The following is a 21,345-nucleotide window of genomic DNA, read 5'->3' as shown; positions in this document are numbered from 1 at the left end:
GACGTTATTTACGTTTTTTTCGCCTTTGGAGCACAGTTTCGGACCCCAGTGACGCTATTGCATCGAAAAAGGATCCTATTGGGCGCTTTTCATGGCAATAGCTGCGATGGGGTCCGATAGTAATTCAAATATCGGAAAAAGCTGCGTATAAGGGCCGCTGGGTCCGATGATGCTGAGTCCAATAATGCTGAGTCCGATAATGCTGAATCCTATCCCTCATCCGCGGCTTGCGGACTCAGATGGCGTTATTTACGTTTTTTACGCCTTTGGAGCACAGTTTCGGACCCCAGTGACGCTATTGCATCGAAAAAGGATCCTATTGGGCGCTTTTCATGGCAATAGCTGCTATGGGGTCCGATAGTAATTCAAATATCGGAAAAAGCTGCGTATAAGGGCCGCTGGGTCCGATGATGCTGAGTCCAATATAGGGGCTACCAGTTCCGTTAGTGTGCTACTAGATCCGTTAGTGGGGCTGCTAGATCCGTTAGTGGGGCTACTAGTTCCGTTAGTGGGGCTACTAGATCCGTTAGTGGGGCTGCTAGATCCGTTAGTGGGGCTGCTAGATCCATAATGGTGCTGCTAGATCCATAGTGGTGTAGCTAGGTATGCGTACTGTGATCGACCAAACAAAGTTTAGTGTTTTGAGCAAGAACTATGCTTAAAAAATACGAGGGCGTCCCAGCAACCACTATATGATTGCTGAGACACCCTCTATTAATTTGCAAATCAATACATTCAATTATTTTGCTAGAGCCAGCTTTGTCAGCACACGCTGCTTGACGGACGGATCGCCCTCCACTGCTTTTTCGACATATTCAATAACTACGGAATCATCCGAATTCAAAGTGTCAAGTATGCTCTCCATTCCAGCTGAAATCTCAAAAGCGGTTGGACCTTCTTTTGTCGCAATCTCAACGGAATGACTATCAATTTGTCCGATATAAACGGCTGTCATTTTTATTGTTTTACCTTCAGCTTTTGGAGTAGAACTAGGTTTAGCTGTGCTCGGATTTTCGGTTGGTGTGGCTGTACTTGGGTTCTCAGTGGGTACGGGAGTGCTTGGAGCTTCTGTAGGCTCAGCAGTGCTTGCGCTCTCGGTTGGTGTTGGAGAAGGTGTTGCAGTCGGTTCTCCTGAAGTCTGTGCCGAATTATTCCCACCGCAAGCGGTTAAGGCAAATGTTAAGGCAGCAATCGCTGCTATGGCGGGTAATGAACGTTGTTTTTTCATGTTGAGTGCCTCCTCTATGTGGCGATTATTTTCAAAGTCATCTTCATAAGTATACTCCTATAACGTTAACCACTCTATGAAAGTTTCATATGAAGTAATTTTAGATAACTTCCAGCTTCTATTAGGCATCCGTCGGATGCAGGCTACAGCGGTATTAATACAATAGTGTGAGCCTGATTTATCCCAAAGGAGTGAGCCCCTTGAGAATCGATATCGGCTGTGGATCTAATAAGGAAGCAGGTTATCTCGGGATCGATCGGATCGCGGGTCCTGATGTAGATATTGTCTGTGACATTTGCCAAGAGATTCCTCTCCCTGACAATAGTGCTGAGTTTGTTATGGCTAGCCGTGTACTGCCTTATGTGGACAATTTATTCGCAGCCCTGTCGGAAATTCACAGAATTAGCATCCATAAAGCAGTTGTTTGCATCCTAGCACCCTATGCCCACAGCTTTGCCCATATGTCCAACCCTGCCTTCAAGCAGAAGTTTGACGAATATACCCCCCGGCATTTTACAGGATCCTTCTTCCAGCCTCCATCCGGTCCAGTTTGCCCAGCTATTCCAGACTACCCTGTACCCGCACCACCCTTCGATTATCGGTTGCTGCGGATGGAGTTATTCTATCAGCATCCTTATGAAGATCCGCTTTACGAAACTGAAGAACTAGAAATACTAAAGACCCTTCAAGCAAATGTAGTGCATGAAATCATGTACCATTTTGTCGTAGTCAAGCACAATATCAACGATCAGGAGTTAGAGCTGATGAGCAGAAGCCATTATCCTGAACCTCATGTTCTTGTCGAACGAAGACTTAAATCACAAAACAGACATTTTTTTCTATAATTTTAAGATGGGACATACACTAATACCCATTTTGTGTCATAGGCTAACATACAGGTATTAACTGTGCCATCCTAGTTATAGGACGGCACACTTTTGATCAAAACCAACCTCGAAGGAGGTGAGAATCATCCCACTAGTCGTACGGGCAACGATCAATGCGACCGGTGCTATCACATTTACCGGCAACACGCTTGGACTTAGCCGCTCCGATACGATCGGAGTGCCAGGGACACTAGACAGCATCGGTGGCTTTACTACTGTTAATACTTCATCAACATTTGGTACCTATCCTAGCGGAACTACTAGTCTTTATACAAGCAACAGTTCAGCAGCCATACTGGTCCTACCCTCAGGCAGTACCGTACTGTATGCGGAGCTAATCTGGGGCGGTACCTATATTAACGGAAATGTAAACCTTAGTTCGGCCATTAACAACCCTGTCTCCTTCATAACCCCTGCCGGCACTACATTCAGTGTTACTCCTGATTCAGCAACGAGCAACGTAGTCGATTTGGGAGGTGGTGCATCAGCATATGTTCGTTCCGCCAACGTGACCAGCATTATCCAACAAGGCGGTGCCGGCACCTACACTACTGGCGGTGTAGTGGGTACGATTGTTATCCCTAGTGATTCTACAGCCAACCATGCGGGCTGGACGCTGGGTGTAATCTACCAAAATACAGCCTTACCTTTTCGCAATATGTCCCTTCGGGCAGGTGCAATACTTGTACAGGCAAACTCAGCTCCGGTATCCACTACAATAACTGGATTTGCCACACCCATTACTGGTGCGCTTGGCGGCAGAGCGTTATTCAGCGCGCAGGAGGGGGATGCCAACCGTTCGGGGGATCAGGCATTATTTGGTCCAACCTCTGCTACACTTGTTGCTTTATCGGGACCTAATAACTTTGCCAACAACTTTTTTGCATCGCAGATTAACAATGATGCAGGTAACCTAAACACAACGGGTACCTTTGGAAACCGCAACCAAATAAACGGAAATCCAGGAACCAACATTATCGGTGGTCGCCAAGGCTGGGATATTACCAATGTTGACGTCTCCGCACGGCTGATAAACAATCAATCTTCAGCCGTATTACAATTAACCACCTCAGGCGATGCTTATGTACTCAACGGTAATGCCATACAGGTTGATATCAATGCTCCAAAAATAAACCTCACTAAAAGCGCTAATGTAGCCGGCCCCATAGTCGGTGATACGGTAACTTATACGGTGACTGTCAGTAATACAGGAACAGCGGGAGCAGCAAGTGTCGTTTTATCAGATGCGCTGCCGGCAGGATCCACTTTTGTAACTGGAAGCGTAGTTGTTGCTGGTGTCTCCAGACCTACTTTTGATATTACAGCAGGAATCTCACTAGGCTCATTAGCTTTAAGCAGTTCAATAACTGTTACATATCAAGCCAAAGTCACTTCATTACCACCAAGTCCGCAAAATATCGCTAATACCGTTAATGCTGCCTTTACATTTCAAAGTGTAGCCGGAGGCCCTATCATGACCGGGGTCATTCCATCTAATACAGTAACCTTACCTGTATATTCACCCGTCCTTAACATTGTGAAATCAGCCAGTACTACCAATGCTACGGTTGGAGATCAGATCACCTATACCCTTCAAATCACTAACACAGGAAATATCGGCGCGGTAACAACACTTACAGATAATATTCCTTCAGGCAGCTCTTATGTCGCAGGTAGCTTCACCGTCAATGGAAATCCTATCGCCGGTAACCCTGCCACAGGGATTGCTATCGGTACGGTTGCCGCCGGTGGCAGTTCTACTGTTCAATTTCGGGTCATCGTGAATAGCCTACCTTCTCCGCCACAGCTGGTCGACCAAGCAAGCGCCGCTTATACGTTTCAAGTTCCAGATGGGCGAACAGTAGCTGGATCTGCCTCGTCCAACATTTTGTCTATTCCAGTTAGAACACCTAATGTTACCGTAGTCAAAAGCGCTGGATTCGCCGAAGTAACTGTCGGAGATATACTACTCTACACCTCTGTAATCAGCAACAACGGAATTGCAGCAGTTACCAACGTTTCACTCTCAGATACCATCCCTGCGGGTACATCGCTGGTCCCCGGAAGTGTTACCGTCGCCGGTGTGTCACAACCCTCAGCTAATCCTGGAACAGGGATTTCTGTCGGTACCATCGCTCCAGGAAGCTCCGTCGCCGTCACTTTTCAGGTCAACGTTATCTCATTACCCAGCCCCGCTCAGCTATTGAATAAATCTAGCGCCTCTTTTAGCTCGGGTGCTTTTACTGGCATTTCAGTCTCAAACACGACGACAACTCCCGTGTATCAGCCTGTAATCCAAATTGCAAAAAGCTCGAACGTTTCCAGTGCAACTGTAGGCGGCAATATTCTTTATACGTTAAATGTGCAGAATTCTGGAAATATTGGGGCGGCTGTAACCCTGAGCGACAATATCCCTTCAGGGAGTGCCTTTGTCTCGGGAAGTGTAACTGTTAACGGTGTTACTAGACCTGCTAACTCTCCACTTACGGGGATTAATTTAGGTACTTTAGCTTCAGGGGCAGCTGTTCCTGTGACCTTTCTTGTCTCTGTGCAATCTATACCTACTCCACCTGTTTTGAATAATCAAGGAAGCAGCAGTTACACCTACCAATTGCCAAGTGGAAGATCATTATCCGGGACCAGTCTGTCCAATACCCTAACCATTCCGGTCTCCGCTCCTAACATTACACTAACCAAAACTGCAAACCTGACTAATGTAGCGGTTGGAGAAAATCTGACTTATTCAGTCGTAGTGTCCAACCCAAGCAGCGTCGCTGTCACCAACGTCGTTGTCTCTGACCTTATTCCTACGGGGGGAGCTTTTGTAGCAGGCAGTGTGACTGTCAACGGTTCGACGGTAGCAGCGGCTAACCCAAGTACAGGTATAGCAATCGGAAGTATCGCCGCGGGCAGCTCTGTCACGGTGTCTTTTAGAGTGAATGTCGCTACCTTGCCAAGTCCAGCACAGTTTACAAACAGAGCCATCGCCTCCTTCACCTCTGGGGCGTTCACCGGTTCTTCGCTCTCAAACACGATAGTAACACCTGTATTTCAGCCCATCCTTAGTATGGTCAAAAGTGCCAATGCAGCACAGGCATCTGTAGGGGGATCTCTCTCATACTCCATCCTGATCAGCAACACCGGGAATATTGCAGCTACTCTATTAGTAACTGATATCCTGCCACCCCAAGCCGTGTTTGACACGAATAGTGTAATTATTGGAGGAACGCCTTTGCCCGGATATAATCCGGCAACTGGCATTCCAGTAGGACCGCTCGCTCCAGGTGACAGTGTCACCGTAAGTTTTCTGGTCACGATCACAGCACTGCCTCCATCACAAGTATTGCTGAACTCTGCTTCAGCGACATATAATTTCACCCTTCCAGACGGGCGTCAGCTCGGTGGAAATGTAGTGTCCAATACGCTCTCTGTCCCAGTGTCTGCCCCTAACGTCAGTGTTGTAAAAAGCGTAAACGCTGCTACTGCTGTTACTGGTGATATCCTTACCTTTACCTCTGTATTGACCAACAACAGTATTGCAACAGTAAGCAATATCATTCTCAGCGATCCTCTGCCTGAGAATGTAGCTTTCATTCCCGGAACCGTAATTGTAAGTGGCACTCCCCTGCCGCTAGCAGTTCCGTCCGCCGGCATTCCAATCGGTAGTTTGAGCCCTGGCGCCACAGCTACCGTAACATTCGAGGTGAGGATAACAATGCCGATACCATCACAGATTAACAATCAGTCGTCTGTCAGTTTTACATCCGGTGTATTCTCCGGTTCTTCTTCATCTAATATCACAACTACACCAGTTATTCAGCCCCAAATCTCCTTATTAAAAAGTGCCGCTGATGGAGACGGCGATTTCGATGCTTTAGTTGTCGGTGATTCTGTCATCTACACAGTGCTTGTTAGCAACACAGGTAATCTGGCTGCAAATCTTACGCTAACTGATAACATTCCAGCAGGTACAGTTTTTGTTCCTAATAGTGTCATTGTAGGTGGCATGCCTCAACCCGGATCAGCCCCTGATACAGGGATAGCTGTAGGAAATGTCGCTCCTGGTGCCAGTATTGCAGTCAGCTTCACCGTTGATATCATCTCCCTGCCAACACCTCAGCAGATTAGTAATCAGGCTTCTGCAAGCTTTACCTTTACTCCGCCTGACGGTAGACCGTTATCTGGGACTGCGGTGTCTAACACTGTAACTTTACAAGTCTCTGCTCCTAACATTGTCGTTACCAAGAGCACTACTTCAACATCAGTTGCTGTTGGTGAAACGGTCACTTACAACGTCAATATAACTAATAATGGTATAGAATCTGTTACTAGCGTCTTACTCAATGATCCTACACCGGTAGGGAGTACTTTTGTAACAGGCAGCGTGTCTGTCAACGGAGTTCCATTCCCGAACTTGAATCCTGCTTCGGGGATATCTATCGGTACTCTAGCAGCTGGTGCATCAGCGCTGGTTACCTACAGTGTTACTGTTATCTCCGTCCCTCCTACAGCTTCACTCATCAATCAGGCATCCGTTACCTTCACTTCAGGCGTTATTTCAAGCTCCACTTTTTCTAATACTGTTACAGTCCCTGTGTTCCAGCCGAACATTGCCGTAGTCAAGAGTGCTAGTACAGCCAATGCCACGGTTGGCGATTCCGTTAGCTACACACTGACAGTGAGTAACACAGGAAACTATGCTGCTAATTTAACACTGACGGATAATATTCCCGCAGGTACCACTTTCGTTCCGAATAGTGTGCTCATCAACGGCCTCCCTTTAGCGCAAGCGGATCCTTCCACCGGAATTGCAGCTGGAATAATACAGCCTGGAGGAACGACCGTAGTCATTTTCACGGTTGACATCACTTCATTGCCTAGTCCTCAGCAACTGGTCAATCAAGGAACCGCAGCATACAGCTTCACCTTACCCGACGGACGTACACTTAATGGGTCTGCACTCTCTAACACCGTCACTATTCCGGTCTCCTCACCTAATATTGCTGTAGTTAAAACTACAACCACAACATCAACTACAGTCGGTGACACTATTACTTATTCCATAGCTTTAACTAATAACGGGATTGCCACTGTAAATAATGTGGTCTTCACAGACGCCCTTCCTGCCGGCACCACCTTTGTGACAGGCAGCGTGCTTGTGGACGGTGTGCCTCGCACAGGAGTTAGCCCAGCTATTGGAGTGACCCTAGGCAGCATAGCACCCGGTGTAACCGTAACTGTTGCTTTTACCGTAAATGTAGTTTCACTGCCGCCTACTGGATTGTTAAATAATCAGTCAACAGTCAGCTTCACCTCAGGTGTTGTCTCAAATGTAGCCTTCTCAAATATCGTCACGACGCCTGTCTATCTGCCTATCCTTGCAGCAGCAAAAAGCTCCAATTCAGTCAATGCTACCGTTGGGGATACGATTACTTATACTATAAATGTGACCAACACAGGTAACTACGGAGCTTTAGCAACCCTGAGTGACACCATTCCAGCGGGTACAACGTTTATTCCAAACAGTGTACTCATTCAAGGCGCTCCTGCTCCAGGAGCAGACCCAGCTGCCGGGATCTCACTGGGGGTAATCTCCGCGAATGGAAGCCTGTCTGTAATGTTCTCAGTGCTTATCACAACATTGCCGGCAAGCCAACAGCTGCTCAATCAAGCTTCCGTCGCGTTTGCATACACACTTCCAGATGGACGGACATTTAACAATTCGATCAATTCCAATACAACAACAATCTCAGTATCCTCACCGAACGTTATCGTCACTAAATCTTCGACAGCTACCGATGCCGTTGTTGGGGATACCATCACTTATAACTTCACTGTTACCAACAGCGGAATAGCAAATATCAGTAACGTTAACCTCAGTGATCCAATACCTGCAGGCTCTAGCTTTGTCGCTGGCAGTGTGACCGTAGATGGCACTCCACGCCCTAGCGCCAACCCAGCGAACGGGATCTCGCTCGGTACACTTGCACCGGGAGCATCTTTCCAAGTCTCGTTCAACACGATTGTCAATGTGCTTCCTAATCCTGCAACGCTTAGTAATCAGGCTTCCGTCAGTTTCACCTCCGGCGCATTCTCAGGATCTTCTTTCTCAAATACACTTGTTATTCTGGTATATCAACCTATCATTGTAGTTGTCAAAGGGGCGGACAGAACCGCCGCAACTGTCGGAGATACGATTACTTACTCCTTAAATGTGACGAATACTGGTAACCTCATAGCAAATGTAGTTATTACCGATACCATTCCGAACGGAGCTGTCTTTGTTCCAAACAGCGTGCTCGTGAATGGGGTACCACAACCAGGATCAGATCCATCTACTGGCTTAAGCATTGGGGCGGTAGCTCCGGGAAGTACAGTAACAGTAACGATTACCTTACAGGTTACTATTGCGTCCCTGCCTTCACCGCAGCAGTTGGTCAATCAAGCTACAGCAAATTTCACATTCACACCGCCAGATGGACGTTCACTCACGGGCTCCTCTGTCTCAAACGTCCTCATTATCCCTGTATCTTCTCCGGACGTAAGTGTGGTTAAGAGCACTACTTCTATTGATGCGGTTGTTGGCGATATCATTACCTATACGATAGTTGTCACCAACTTAGGGATTTCACCAGTCAATAACGTCATCATGGTTGACCCTATTCCAGCTGGCAGCCAGTTCGTAACGGGAAGTATTACCGTAGATGGAGCCCCTCGTCCTAGTGGCAGTCCGGCTTCGGGAATCGTAATTGGTACAATTGCTGCAGGTGCTTCTTCAACCATTACCTTCCAGGTTCAGGTAGTAGCGTTATGATTCCCGGCTCACGTACCCAACCTGTCGTAACCAATCAATCCATGGTACTCTTCAATTCGGCAGCGGGTGTTGACGGAATTGTCTATTCCAATACCGTTAACACCCCGGTCGTGGGCCCCGTGCTTTCATTGCTGAAGAGTACAGATAAACTCCACGCCTCTTTAGGCGACACTTTGGTGTATACCATTACAGCCAGTAATAATGGAAATACAGATGCTTTTTTGACGGTGTTTGACATTCTTCCAGAAGGTGTATCCTTTATTTCCAACAGTGTGCTCAGAGACGGTGTGCCTCTTCCGGGGGCTACACCGTCTTCAGGCATCCCCCTTGGTTCTATTGCACCGCAGAGTCAAGTGAGCATCGCCTTTCAAGTCGTCATCATTTCCCTGCCGTCTTCCCTAGTGCTGCAAAATAAAGCGCTAGGCCGTTTTTCTTTTTCCACTCCGGAGGGAAGAACCGTTAAGGGTGAGCTTGCGTCTAACTCTGTACTGGTTTCTTTACGCTCCTACCAGCTCTCGACCTCCTTGTCTGCAAGTACTCCGACTTCTTTTATAGGGGATGTAGTCACTTACACCTTGCGGCTTACAAATGAAGGCAACAGCCTTTTAACTCAAATCAACGCAATAATTTCTATTCCGGACGGGGCGGTGTTTATACCGGGGAGTGTCATTGCAGGTGGGATTTATTACCCAGAATCGGACCCGGCGCAGGGGATATTACTCGGTTCGCTGGACACAGACCTAAGCGTTGATATTACTTTTCGTGTCCGAGTAACAGAGTTTTCTCCCTCGTTGGCCTTAACCAACAACGCGGTTGTCACCTATTCAGTCGATGAGCATACAATTATGACCGAAAGTAACACTGCGGTTGTCTCACTTGTCCAAGCGGGGGTCAACATTAGTAAAAAAGTGGATCATGTTACAGCAGCTCCGGGCGATAATTTGAGATATGAGCTTACGGTAACGAACAACGGGAATCTGGCTGTAAATGCAGTCCTAACAGATGCTATACCTTCAGGTACTCTTTTCGTATGGGATAGTGTTCTCTTAAATGGAGTGTTGCAAAAAGGTGCACGACCAGCGGAAGGCATCCAGTTAGGTACTTTAAGAGGCGGAACTACAGCAGTTGTAGTATTTCAAGTGAGTATACCTGCAGCCATTAACATTCATGAAATCGCAGCCGTACAAAACCATGGTAGTGTTCAGTATACCTTTGTGCTTCCAGACGGACGGACCGTACGACAAACCTCTCGTTCCAATACAGTTACCACCTTAGTAGTCACACCTGTCATTTCACTCGTAGTCCATGCAAAACCAACTATTGTAGAAGCAGGAGAGCGAGTCCAATGCTGGATCTCACTAACCAATAGCGGAAATTGGCCTGCGGAAATATCTCTGAATCGGCTAACCCCGGAAAAATGTTTTCTTGATCCCAACAGCATTGTGATTGATGGAGTTCCGAATCCACAATCTTCATTTGCCGGCACCTTGCCGCTGGGGGTAATTAATGCTGCATCTATGGTTAACATTCATTATTTTGTCCAGGTAAGTGAACAGGTAATGGGTCGTTTCCTTAAGGGCTCCGTGAATGCTCAATACTCTTTCAATATGGATGGACGTGACTACTCTGGCGAAAGTCAATCTAACAGTTATGTGCTGACCGTAGATGAGATCAGTGAATAAGAAATCACATATCCCTCATCCCCATGAATATACTTTAGTTACAACCCCAAAACATCCCCACAAGGTGAGGCTTTGCTCTCTATGCGTACTCAGGTACTTTGCGGGGGATCCAAATATATGCTTTGCAAAAGATTTCTTCAATCAACATTCATATTCCATGGGAGGTGGTCATCCTGTCGCAATCATCCGGTCCCTTTTCCTTCGTAGTCTCAAAAGAAGATTGGTCCCTTCATCGTAAAGGTCATCAGGATCAGGAACGCCATCAGCAAAAGGTCAGAGAAGCCATCAAGGATAATTTGCCTGACCTCGTTACCGAAGAGAATATTATTTTGTCAGGCGGTAAGCAGATTGTGAAGGTTCCGATTCGCAGTCTGGATGAATACCGGATTATTTATAACTTCCGTAAACAGAAGCATGTAGGACAGGGGGACGGAGAAAGCCAGGTCGGAGATGTGCTTGGGCGCGATTCACAATCGGCACAGCCAGGCAAAGGAGAAAAAGCAGGCGATCAGCCCGGTCAAGACACCGTGGAAGCAGAGGTCAATCTGGAAGACCTGGAGGACATTCTATTTCAGGATATGGAATTACCACATTTGAAGCCTAAGAATAAGGAAGAGATCGAGGTCAAATCCATTATTTTTAACGATATTCGTAAAAAAGGGATGATGTCCAACATCGATAAAAAACGTACGCTGCTGGAGAATCTTCGGCGCAATGCAAGCAGCGGCAATCCCGGCATCCACAGTATCAGCCCAGATGATCTGCGCTACAAAACATGGGATGATATTAGAACCCCTCATTCCAATGCGGTCATTATTGCCATGATGGATACGTCAGGTTCGATGGGTTCATTTGAAAAATACTGCGCCCGCAGCTTCTTCTTCTGGATGACCCGTTTTCTGCGCCGCCAGTATGAGAAGGTAGAGATTGTCTTTCTCGCCCACCATACGGAGGCTAAGGAAGTCAGTGAGCATGATTTCTTCACCCGTGGCGAAAGCGGGGGAACGATTTGTTCCTCGGCATATCAGCGAGCGATTGAAATTATCGATAGCCGCTACCCGCCTGCGCAGTACAATATTTATCCATTTCACTTCTCCGATGGTGATAATCTCACCTCCGACAACGAACGTTGCGTGAAGCTGATCGGAGAACTGCTGAAACGAAGCAATATGTTCGGCTACGGTGAGGTGAACCAATACAATCGAAGCAGTACCTTGATGTCAGCTTATCGCCATCTGAAACATGAACAATTCATGCATTACGTCATTAAAGACAAAAAAGAAGTGTATCAGGCGCTGAAGACCTTCTTTAGTCCAAAGGGTACGGTTAATTCTTAATCCCCCACTCCAAAACGCGGGTATCCCAAAAGCCAAAAATGGCTGATGGGACATCCGCGTTTTTGGCGTTGCTCCTTCTTGAACAAAACAACAAACTTCGTAAATTGCGTCATCTAAGGCGAATCGCTTCATCTGGGTCCGTAAGATCGAGGGATGGACGAATAGCGTCACCTGGGTCCGTAAGATCAAGGGATGCGCAGAGTAGTATATTAGGGCAACTGAGGGATTACTGGGGGATCGGCGCTTTCGGACACAGATGACCTTATAAGTAGCTTTAGCGCACATTTGGATTGCTATCGGACCCCATAGCTGCTATAGGCATGAAAAACACCAAAAACGAGCCTCATTCTGAGCAATAGCTGCACTGGGGTCCGATAATACGCTCCAAAGGCGATAAATTGCTAAATAGCGTCATCTAGGTCCGCAAGTATCGGGGGATGGGCAAATAGCGTCATCTGGGTCCGAAAGTACCGGGGGATGGACGAATAGCGTCATATGGGACCGCAAGTATCGGGGATGGGCAAATTGCTCATCTGAGTCCGTAAATATCATAGAATGTAGGGCAACTGTGTGGGATTACTGTAGCGCTCGGCGCTACGGTATAGATTAAAAAATAAGCCAGTGAAATTAAACTAACTTTCTTTTTTCAGTTACATAATAACTCCTACTATACACCTAATTTCACAATTTGGATCGGCACCGATAAACTTGTACTCCCCACCCATGTCAGCTTGTTATCGTAAGCTATGACTGCTGTTTTGTTTTTCCCCGCTTAGATTTCCACCATGCAAATAACCTCCAATCTCAAACTCTGGAATGCGGAGGTTATTTATAGTTAAAAAGCTTTCAACGCTACAGCCTAATGAACCTTCTCTCTATCCTTGCCTTTATCAGACTCACCAGCATTTTTGTTCGCTGCTTCCCGGTCCTGCATCATCTCATCCACCGTCTTCACCTTCAGGCGAGCAGCGCCCTCGTTGTTAGCGTTCGTTGGGATAAGCTCTCCTGAAGCCAAACGTTCCTTGGCCCTAGCAATAGCTTCGCTGTATTGAGGCAGCCACTGTTCCCCTGCGACGAGCATCTCATCGACCATCTGCCAGATTTCTTTTGGATTACATACAGCACCAACGAGTGGGTCCATCATAAATGCCTGACGCAACAGCTTATCATCGCCGTGTACAGCTGCTTCAACCGCCAGACGTTGCACTGAAATGCTCACGTTACATACGGCGGCAGGCCCAAGCGGCAATTCACCTACCAATGGCATGGAGATCCCGTTCCGGTCTACATATCCCGGTGCTTCGATAATGGCGTCCTCTGGTAAATTAGAGATTACGCCATTGTTCACTGTATTAAAGTGCCCCCGGTACACTCGTCCCGTTTCCAATCCTTCTATAATATAAGAGCCGTGCTCTTCCCCGCGATTCTCCTTCGTATACTCCAATGCCGGGTCTTTCATCCAGTTTGGAAAATCGGTCTCGAACCAATTCCGACCTTCCGTGCAGACACGCAGATAACCGCCTGTTTCTCCGTTAATCCAGCTCCCCAGATCGATCCAATCCATAATTTCATCACTGCGTTTACGATACCATGGCACGTACTCACTTAAGTGTCCATTGGATTCTGTACTATAGTATCCAAAGCGACGAAGCATATCGATGCGCACTTTTTCCGTACGGCTGAATTCCGGATGTTTCTCAAAAGCCTCTAAAAGACCTTCGGTCAGATCCTTCCCCTCATGACTTGCTGAAATATACCAGGTCTGGTGATTGATGCCCGCACAGATAATATCAACTTCGGATTTCTTAAGCCCATACACATCCGCAATTTGTTGGTGCCCATGCTGTACACCATGACATAGACCGATGGTCCGAACACCACCATATTTATTGCAGGCCCAGGTCAGCATAGCCATCGGGTTCGAATAGTTAAGCAAAAGCACATCCGGTGCTGCCATCTCCCTAATATCACGGCAAATATTCAGCATCTCCGCAATTCCGCGTTGCCCGTACATGATACCTCCCGCACACAGAGTATCTCCCACACACTGATCGACTCCGTATTTTAAGGGAATGTCCACATCCGTAGCAAAGGCTTCAAGCCCACCCATCCGAATAGTACAAAATACGTACTTAGCATCCTTCAGTGCTTCTCTGCGATCCGTTGTCGCCTGAATTTGTATATTTAAACCATTCTCCTTAATATCACGCTGGCATAGCTCCGTGACCATCTCCAGATTGTGGCTGTTAATATCCATAAATGAGACTTCGATATTTTTAAATTCCGGTACAGTTAGTAAGTCCCGCAACAATCCACGGGTAAATCCAATGCTGCCTGCCCCTATAAAAGACACTTTAAATGACATGGTTATCATCCTCCGGTAATGAATTGGTTGTTCCTGTCCATTGTAGCAAGGGACCTGAGGAAAGCGTAACCAATATCATGACCTCTTTTGAAAGAAGGTGTCAAAAATCCTAACCTATCTACTAAAAATCATGCTCTTCATAACTCCAGGCGTGACGCTCAATGGAATTGCGGAATTCTACAGGCGTGCAATCGGCGTATTTTTTAAAAAGAAGGTGAAAATATTGCCTGCTGCTAATTCCTACGTAATCTGCAATTTCAGCAATCGGGATGTCGCTCTGCCCAAGCAGCATCTTCGCCTTCTCCATTCGCAGCATATTCAAGTAATCGCTGAGTGTCCGACCCGTATGGCTCTTAAAAATTCGATGCAAATATCCGGGATGCAGATTTACTGCGGCAGCGATGTCCTTAACCTGAATGTTCTGGTCATAGTTCTGATGCAGAAATTCGATGCTCCGGCGCACATAAAGCTGCGAGGGCTGTTGGCTGGTATGAAGCTGCTCTTGCCGAAGTCTGGATAATCGCAACAGAAGCTCACAAAATAATAAATCAACCATACTTCCCCCCTTCCCGCCGCTCTGATCAAGCTCTAACACAAGTCCCTTTAGAACATGATAGATTTCCTCCGGATCAGGCATTACTAAACTGGAAAAAGGAAGCTGCAGCATTTCTGCGAGCGCCGTTTCTTCACGGGCTAGCTTGCCGACAGAGGGTGCAACCCCTCTATATTCCATGAAGCCAAATTCCACATTTAGCATCCGACAAGGTGCCCCCTCTTCAACAATCAGCCTATGCGGAACATTCGCGTCTAGGATGATCAATTCTCCCCGCTTCAGCCGAACTCTCTCTTCTCCTCCTGAGCTTGGACGGACATCTACGATACAACTTCCTGAGATCAAATACATGATTTCCGTTGAATTATGCTGATGGTAAGACATATTGTAGTTATTCCACTGTTTATAATAGTAAGCAAAAAAATGAGGACTATAATCTCCCTCGATTAAAACCTGCTGAAAAAGACTCCCGCTGGGGCTCAGATTTAAGTTCGTCAATGGATCACTACTTTCTTCATTTATTACTTAATACAAGTGTATCTCTTTAGCCACTTCGAAGACAAGATAACGTCCGATAGCAATCAAATCAACAAAAACGAGCAACTCTCCATTATATTGGAAAATTGCCCGTCTCTATTAGAATAATATTGTCATACTTGAAAAGAAACCAAAGAGTGCTTAAGATCGGCTGCCAAACCCTCCAGCTTTTCCGATAGGGCAACCAATTCCTCACTAACCGTGAATTGCTGAGATGACATAGAAGCTACCTCCTCCGTCGAAGCAGTGGTTTGCTGGACGATGGAGCTTACGCTGGCCATGGATTCACCGAGTTGACGCTGGAACTCAATCAGTTCGAGGACAGAAGCAGAAGATTCACTAATATGTTTCATGAAATGTTCCATTTCCTCTTTGACACTCGCGAATATCGTTGACGACTCTCTTACAGAAGAGATTTGTTCACGGAACTTAGGAGCGGCTTCATTGATATCCTTAACGGTGTTCTCGATATGTAGACCAATCTCTTCCGTGATCTTGGAGACCGATTGAATCGATTCATTCGACTGGTTAGCGAGCTGCCTGATTTCATCAGCAATCACTATGAACCCTCTACCTGCCGCACCTGCTCTAACTGCTTCTATGGTAGCATTTAGTGCCAAAATATTGGTCTGCTTATTCACAGCAATCATAGGGCTGAGTATACTGCGAATTAAATGAGTGCTTTCTCTGAGCTTAGTAGAATTATCTTGAATTCGATTGATCACCTCTACCGTAGACTCACTCTGCTCTACCAGCAGCTTCATCAGCTCTGTACCTTGATTGCTAACCTCAATGACCCGTTCTGCTGAATGGTCCATCACTGTATTTATTTCCGTCACTTCACTCATTTTGTTGCCGATAATCTCAACATTGTGATAACTGCGTTCGGCTTCAACAGCGAGGCTGGCTGACCCCGCTGCAATCTCACCGGTAGCGGTCGCAACCTCTCTGGCATGGAGGGAGATTGTACTTGATGCTTGTACTAATTGTTCCGAAGTAAGGAGGACCTCATCTGCCGAATTCCCGCTCTGCCTTGCAAGTAAGGAGATCTGCTCCATCATTTTGTTGAAGCTTTGACCCAAGCGGCCAATCTCATCTTTGCCCTTGAAATTGGTTCGTACCTGTAGGTTCCCACGCTCTCCTTCCTCCATCAAGATTGCCAGCTTACCCAGCGGGCGCCCTACCAATCGAACAAGAATATAACCAATTAGCAGTGCTATTAAGGCTGCCGCCAGCACCACAGAAAATGTGATATATAAAAGCTTGTCCGCAGACTTAGTAAAATCACTGACAGGAGCATACCCCATAAGCATCCACTTGGCAGTCGCCAGGGGCTGGTATACAACAAGCTGAGAACTTCCGTTCTCATCCTCCGCTGTAAATGAATGATTTTGCTCTTTCCCTTGTTCTTCTGAAACTTTTATGTAAGAGGATTGACCCAGCTTGGCATGATCCGCACCATACACAATGCTGCCATCCGCACTCAAGATACGAATTTCACCGGTCATCCCAATCTGAAGGTTAGACAGCATTTCAGTCATGGCCTTCCCTTTCACTTCGATTAGCATGTAATACTCCGCTTCGGGATGTAAAAGATTACGTAGCAATCTCCCCATAGTTAAGGATGGCTCAGTATAAGCATCAAAAAAGCCTTTCTCACGAACGGGAAACCAGACTGGCTCTCCTTTAGCTGCGGCAATTTGCTCTAATCTTGCGGAAATGCCTTCATCACTACGAATCCCACTTATGCCAGCAGACTTATAAGATTCTGAGTCTACCAAGCTCTTGGATACCAGCCTGACGCCATACATCCGCTCATCAGACCCTTTTACCAAGTCCAGCTTTCTGCGAATCCGATCTTCAGCACCGGCTTTGTCCACAGTTGTAAGCTCGCCACTATTTATTTTTTCTAAATCACCCTTTAACACAGAGTCGAGTGCAAACTGCCTTGATAGTGCCTCATACTCTGCCAGCACAAAATCCAGCTTGTCCGCTGCCTGAACTACAGATTGTGTGGAGGCTGCAGCAACCTCATTCGTAATGATATTTTTAGCGGCAAAATAGGAAGTCAATCCTAGCACGGAGGATAAGAGAACTATAGAACTAAATAAAATAACGAACAGTTTAACTCCAACAGATTTAAAATATAGAGTCCAGGACTTTTTCATTAAGTTCACTCCCCGTGACGAAATAAGGGTACAGCCCTCCATTTCTGTATAAAGGCTGTACCCTGATCATTTATTAGCATGAAGCGAGCGAATGGGTTTACCCCTTACTAGCTCCTGCTGTCAAGCCATCTACTAGCAGACGTTGCAAGAATACAAACAAAATCATAATTGGAATGGAGATCAAAACCGCACCCGCAGAGAACAAGGTAAAGTTCGTGTTTTGGTTCGTGTTAACCATATCCCACATTCCGACTGCGACCGTCCAGTTCTCCTTCGTCCGCAAAATAAGTCTGGCGAAAATGAAATCCACCCAAGGACCAACAAACTGAGTCAGCGCCATGTAAGTGATCATAGGACGTGACAAGGGTAAGATGATCCGCATAAATATCCCGAAATTACTCGCCCCATCTATTCGAGCCGCCTCATCCAAAGAACGAGGAATCGTATCCAGGAACCCTTTAGCGATAAAGGTCCCACCCAGCGGTGCCCCCGCCGCATAAACGATAATTAACGCAATATGTGTATCCAGCAAATTAAACTCTTTAAGCAGCATATAAATAGCGATCATACTCATAAAACCAGGGAACATACCAAGAATCAATACGGTGGATAACGCTGTTTTACGCGCTTTAAACCGGAATCTGGATACGGCATAACTGGTTAACAAAGTAAGAACTACCCCGATAAGCATCGAGAACACAGCTATTTTCAAGGTATTGGCATACCAAGTCCCAAACATATAGCTGGGTGATGTGAACAATTCTCTGTAATGTGATAAAGTGAATTGCTCGGGAATAAACGTTTTGCTGTACAATGATTTACCAGGTCGGAAGGAAGCTAAGAGAATCCAAAGGGCAGGATAGAGTGCAGCTATCGACAAAGCAATCAAGATAATATAACTACCTGCTAAGCGAATAATGTTCGCGACTTTTCTGCTCATTGGATCATATCCTCCTCTTTAAATGACTTCGTCCGGCGGTAATTGTACAGGGAGAATGAAGCGACAATGATAAAGATAATAATCCCTATTGCCGAAGCCATGTTGTTTTTATTCTGATCAAGCGTTAATTTGTATAACCAGGTTACTAGCAAGTCCGTAGAACCGGCATATTGATAGTCACCATTTACCGGACTACCCCCAGTTAATAGGAAGATTGCGTTAAAGTTGTTGATGTTACCTGCAAACTGCGTAATCAAGGTTGGTGCTGTGGAGAATAATACCATCGGCAACGTTACGATACGGAACTTCTGATAACCCGATGCTCCATCCACCTCAGCAGCTTCATACATATCCCGTGGGATAGTAGTCAGAACGCCCATGATAAGCAGCATAGAAACAGGAATACCTACCCACATATTAACGATAATTACGGTAACCTTAGCCCAGAATGGGTCAGTCAGCCACGGTAATCCATCCAATCCAAAATACCCCATGTATTGATTGATAGGCCCGAATTGACCGTTAAATAAGTTGCGCATGAGCAGAAGCGAGATTAACTGTGGCACCGCGTAAGGCACAATCAGAATTACTCTCCACATTCCTTTGAAGCGAATGCCCTTCTGACTCACCAGCAAAGCGACCAACAGTCCTCCGAAGTATGTAGTAATGGTTGAAAGAACTGCCCATATAATTGTCCATGTTAATACACCATAAAAAGTGTGGCTCCATGTCTTAAGGACCAATAAATTACGAAAGGTCTGAAATCCAACCCAGTCCACCAATTTGGCGGGTGGAAGATGATCAGGTGCGGAATAGTTCGTAAAGGCCAACAGGATCATGAAGATAATAGGCATAATAGTAAAGAATAGAACACCGATACCCGGCAAGACTAGAAACGCTTGAGCAAACTTGTAATCCAGGATATAACGAACACTTTGTTTAAAAGTGTTTGCCTGAAGACCGTTATCACGTTTTTCTCCAATCTTGTAAGCATCTCTGATATTCAAATACCACGCGATAATCAATAGAATAAGAATAAGGATGGTGATCAAGCTTTGGATCATAATATAAATCGAGTGATCACCGGTAACCATCTTGGCGATCCCCTTCACTTTAACCAGACGACTCGGATTCTCTCCTAGTGTTACAATGCCCCATAAGGAGTTGGCAAGATTCTCAATAAAATAAAAAACGGCTACAGCTTCTACGGCTAAATATAATATTCCTTTAACGAATTGGCGGTTATATATTTGTCCCAATCCCATAAAAATCGTCGACAGTATTGCGGCCCTCGTGCGATGTCGTTGCATTTCGCTTCCGTTCTCCTCTCCGAGTGAAAATAAGAAGCTGCCAGCCGCTAAACATGCGGCGGGCAGCTTGATTCACTGTATGCTGTTAAGACAGTGAATTATGATCCTTATTGAGATGCACTGTTATTCAAATCTTTGATTTGTTGTACAGCTTTGTCCATTGCTGCTTTTGGATCCCCATTTTTATCCCAAATTTCTGGAAGGGCAGCATTTACTGGACTCCATACGTTACCCATTTCAGGGATAGAAGGCATCGGTTGGGAGTTCTTAGCTTGTTCTGCAAAAACGGACACATAAGGATCGCTAGAGATCTGTGGATCAAGAAGCGCCTCGTTGTTTGTAGGAACCGAACCAATCGTTTTGTTCAGTAACAGCTGAGCGTCTTTGCTTGAAGCAAAATTCGCATACAATTTAGCAGCATTCGGATATTGAGTAAACGAGTTAACTGCGAAAATTTTAATACCAGAGAATGTAATTGCTGTTTTGCCATTCACTGTAGGGATTGGAGCAATACCAAGGTTGTCACCAAGAGCTTCTTTGTATCCTCCAAGCTCCCATGGACCTGTGATATCCATAGCTACATCACCAGAGTTGAACAAGCTGCGTTTGATATCACTGTTGATATCACCACTCTTAATTGGCAATGCTTCCTTCAATTTCACAAATTCTTTAAGTCCTGCAATTGCGCCATCGTTAGCAAGACCGATATCATCTTTATCCGTACCATCCTTACCGAAGAGGTATCCGCCATCGGATGCGATAAACATGTAGTTGAAGTACACGTTTCCTACTTCCCACATAATTCCATATCTATTTTTCGATTTATCCGTGAATGTTTTGCTGAATGCAAGAACATCATCGAATGATTTAGGTGCTTCTTTAACAAGCGATTTATTGTAGAACAATGCATAAGTTTCTGCTGCTCTTGGGTAACCATACAATTCGCCTTCGTACGAAGATCCGATAATCGAAGCTTCAGTATTGTTAGCTTTTGTTTCTTCACCGAAGACATCGTTAGGAAGAACCAAGCTCGCGCTTGCCGCTTTACCTAAGTTATCGTGAGGGATAAGAATAACGTCTGCCGCTAATCCTGAAGGACCATCTTGAGTAAGCTTAGTTACTTGATCCGGGGGTGCCAATTCTTCAACCTTGACTGGAACGTTATATTTTGCTGTGAACTGTTTAGCAATCTCATCTGCAAAAGGTCTTTCTTCTTTACTTTCCCATACCACTAGAGTTGCGCCATCTTCAGGTACGATTTCATCTGTTACTGCTGCATCTGTGCTCTCTGGCGCTGCAGTCTCTGTAGTAGCGTTGTTAGTAGCTTTTGCTGCGTTGTTGCCCCCGTTATTCGTACTGTTGTTGTTCGAACCGCATGCTGTAACGGACAGAGCCATTGAGAAAGCTGCGGTGATAACCATCATTTTTTTCAATTTCATTACTTTAACCCCTCCCAATTTTTAAAAACGTAAGATGGAAAATAGTAGTGCTGCAATCTGCGCAAACGATTTCAGAAAGGCTAAA

At 45.9% G+C, this 21,345-nt stretch carries 12 protein-coding genes; 5 read left to right on the top strand and 7 right to left on the bottom strand.

Features of this window, described 5'->3' with window-relative positions; translation table 11 throughout:
• Positions 1–448 precede the first annotated feature (448 nt).
• Positions 449–571 (top strand): hypothetical protein, encoded by a 123-nt coding sequence (locus NSQ66_RS08840; RefSeq protein WP_339279658.1) that lies wholly within the window; start codon positions 449–451, stop codon positions 569–571.
• 168 nt (positions 572–739) lie between these two features.
• On the opposite strand, the gene NSQ66_RS08835 is transcribed toward NSQ66_RS08840, so the two are convergent.
• The gene (locus NSQ66_RS08835; protein WP_036684361.1) at positions 740–1,228 is read right to left on the bottom strand and encodes a hypothetical protein; all 489 of its coding nucleotides are present in this window, start codon (positions 1,226–1,228) and stop codon (positions 740–742) included.
• 200 nt (positions 1,229–1,428) lie between these two features.
• Between NSQ66_RS08835 and NSQ66_RS08830 the strand changes: the two genes are divergently transcribed.
• The 4 genes from NSQ66_RS08830 (at position 1,429) to yhbH (ending at position 11,948) form a co-directional block, all read left to right on the top strand.
• Positions 1,429–2,073, top strand: coding sequence for a methyltransferase domain-containing protein (locus NSQ66_RS08830; protein ID WP_051491334.1), 645 nt, complete (start codon positions 1,429–1,431; stop codon positions 2,071–2,073).
• 118 nt (positions 2,074–2,191) lie between these two features.
• Positions 2,192–8,929: a DUF11 domain-containing protein gene (locus tag NSQ66_RS08825; RefSeq protein WP_141118489.1), complete on the top strand. Its 6,738-nt coding sequence runs from the start codon at positions 2,192–2,194 to the stop codon at positions 8,927–8,929.
• Positions 8,926–10,611, top strand: a complete 1,686-nt coding sequence (locus NSQ66_RS08820) for a DUF11 domain-containing protein (RefSeq protein ID WP_076141392.1) — start codon at positions 8,926–8,928, stop codon at positions 10,609–10,611. The genes NSQ66_RS08825 and NSQ66_RS08820 overlap by 4 nt, the downstream gene beginning before the upstream one ends.
• Before the next feature lie 173 nt (positions 10,612–10,784).
• Positions 10,785–11,948: a sporulation protein YhbH gene (yhbH, locus tag NSQ66_RS08815; RefSeq protein ID WP_036684553.1), complete on the top strand. Its 1,164-nt coding sequence runs from the start codon at positions 10,785–10,787 to the stop codon at positions 11,946–11,948.
• Between the two features lie 859 nt (positions 11,949–12,807).
• Here the strand turns inward: yhbH and NSQ66_RS08810 are convergent.
• From NSQ66_RS08810 to NSQ66_RS08785, 6 genes are all read right to left on the bottom strand, one after another.
• Positions 12,808–14,313 carry an alpha-glucosidase/alpha-galactosidase gene (locus NSQ66_RS08810; protein WP_038569578.1) on the bottom strand — a complete coding sequence of 502 codons (1,506 nt, stop codon included), beginning with the start codon at positions 14,311–14,313 and terminating at the stop codon, positions 12,808–12,810.
• Positions 14,314–14,434: 121 nt separating this feature from the next.
• On the bottom strand, positions 14,435–15,349 hold the full coding sequence (locus tag NSQ66_RS08805) for an AraC family transcriptional regulator (RefSeq protein ID WP_036684557.1): 915 nt from the start codon (positions 15,347–15,349) through the stop codon (positions 14,435–14,437).
• A 167-nt stretch (positions 15,350–15,516) separates the two neighbouring features.
• A complete protein-coding gene (locus NSQ66_RS08800; RefSeq protein WP_051491335.1) occupies positions 15,517–17,571 on the bottom strand; it encodes a methyl-accepting chemotaxis protein in 2,055 nt (684 codons plus the stop codon).
• A 97-nt stretch (positions 17,572–17,668) separates the two neighbouring features.
• Complete coding sequence (locus NSQ66_RS08795; protein WP_036684372.1) at positions 17,669–18,511, bottom strand: sugar ABC transporter permease; 843 nt, start codon at positions 18,509–18,511, stop codon at positions 17,669–17,671.
• Positions 18,508–19,821 carry a sugar ABC transporter permease gene (locus NSQ66_RS08790; RefSeq protein ID WP_036684375.1) on the bottom strand — a complete coding sequence of 438 codons (1,314 nt, stop codon included), beginning with the start codon at positions 19,819–19,821 and terminating at the stop codon, positions 18,508–18,510. Before NSQ66_RS08790 ends, NSQ66_RS08795 begins: the two co-directional genes overlap by 4 nt.
• A gap of 107 nt (positions 19,822–19,928) precedes the next feature.
• Positions 19,929–21,260, bottom strand: coding sequence for a maltose ABC transporter substrate-binding protein (locus NSQ66_RS08785; protein WP_036684378.1), 1,332 nt, complete (start codon positions 21,258–21,260; stop codon positions 19,929–19,931).
• Positions 21,261–21,345 lie beyond the last annotated feature (85 nt).

The organism is Paenibacillus sp. FSL H3-0329 (assembly GCF_037963285.1).
GTDB lineage: Bacteria > Bacillota > Bacilli > Paenibacillales > Paenibacillaceae > Paenibacillus_AQ > Paenibacillus_AQ odorifer.
The sequence above is the reverse complement of the archived record's forward strand: the minus strand, read 5'-3'. Positions and strand labels throughout refer to the sequence as shown.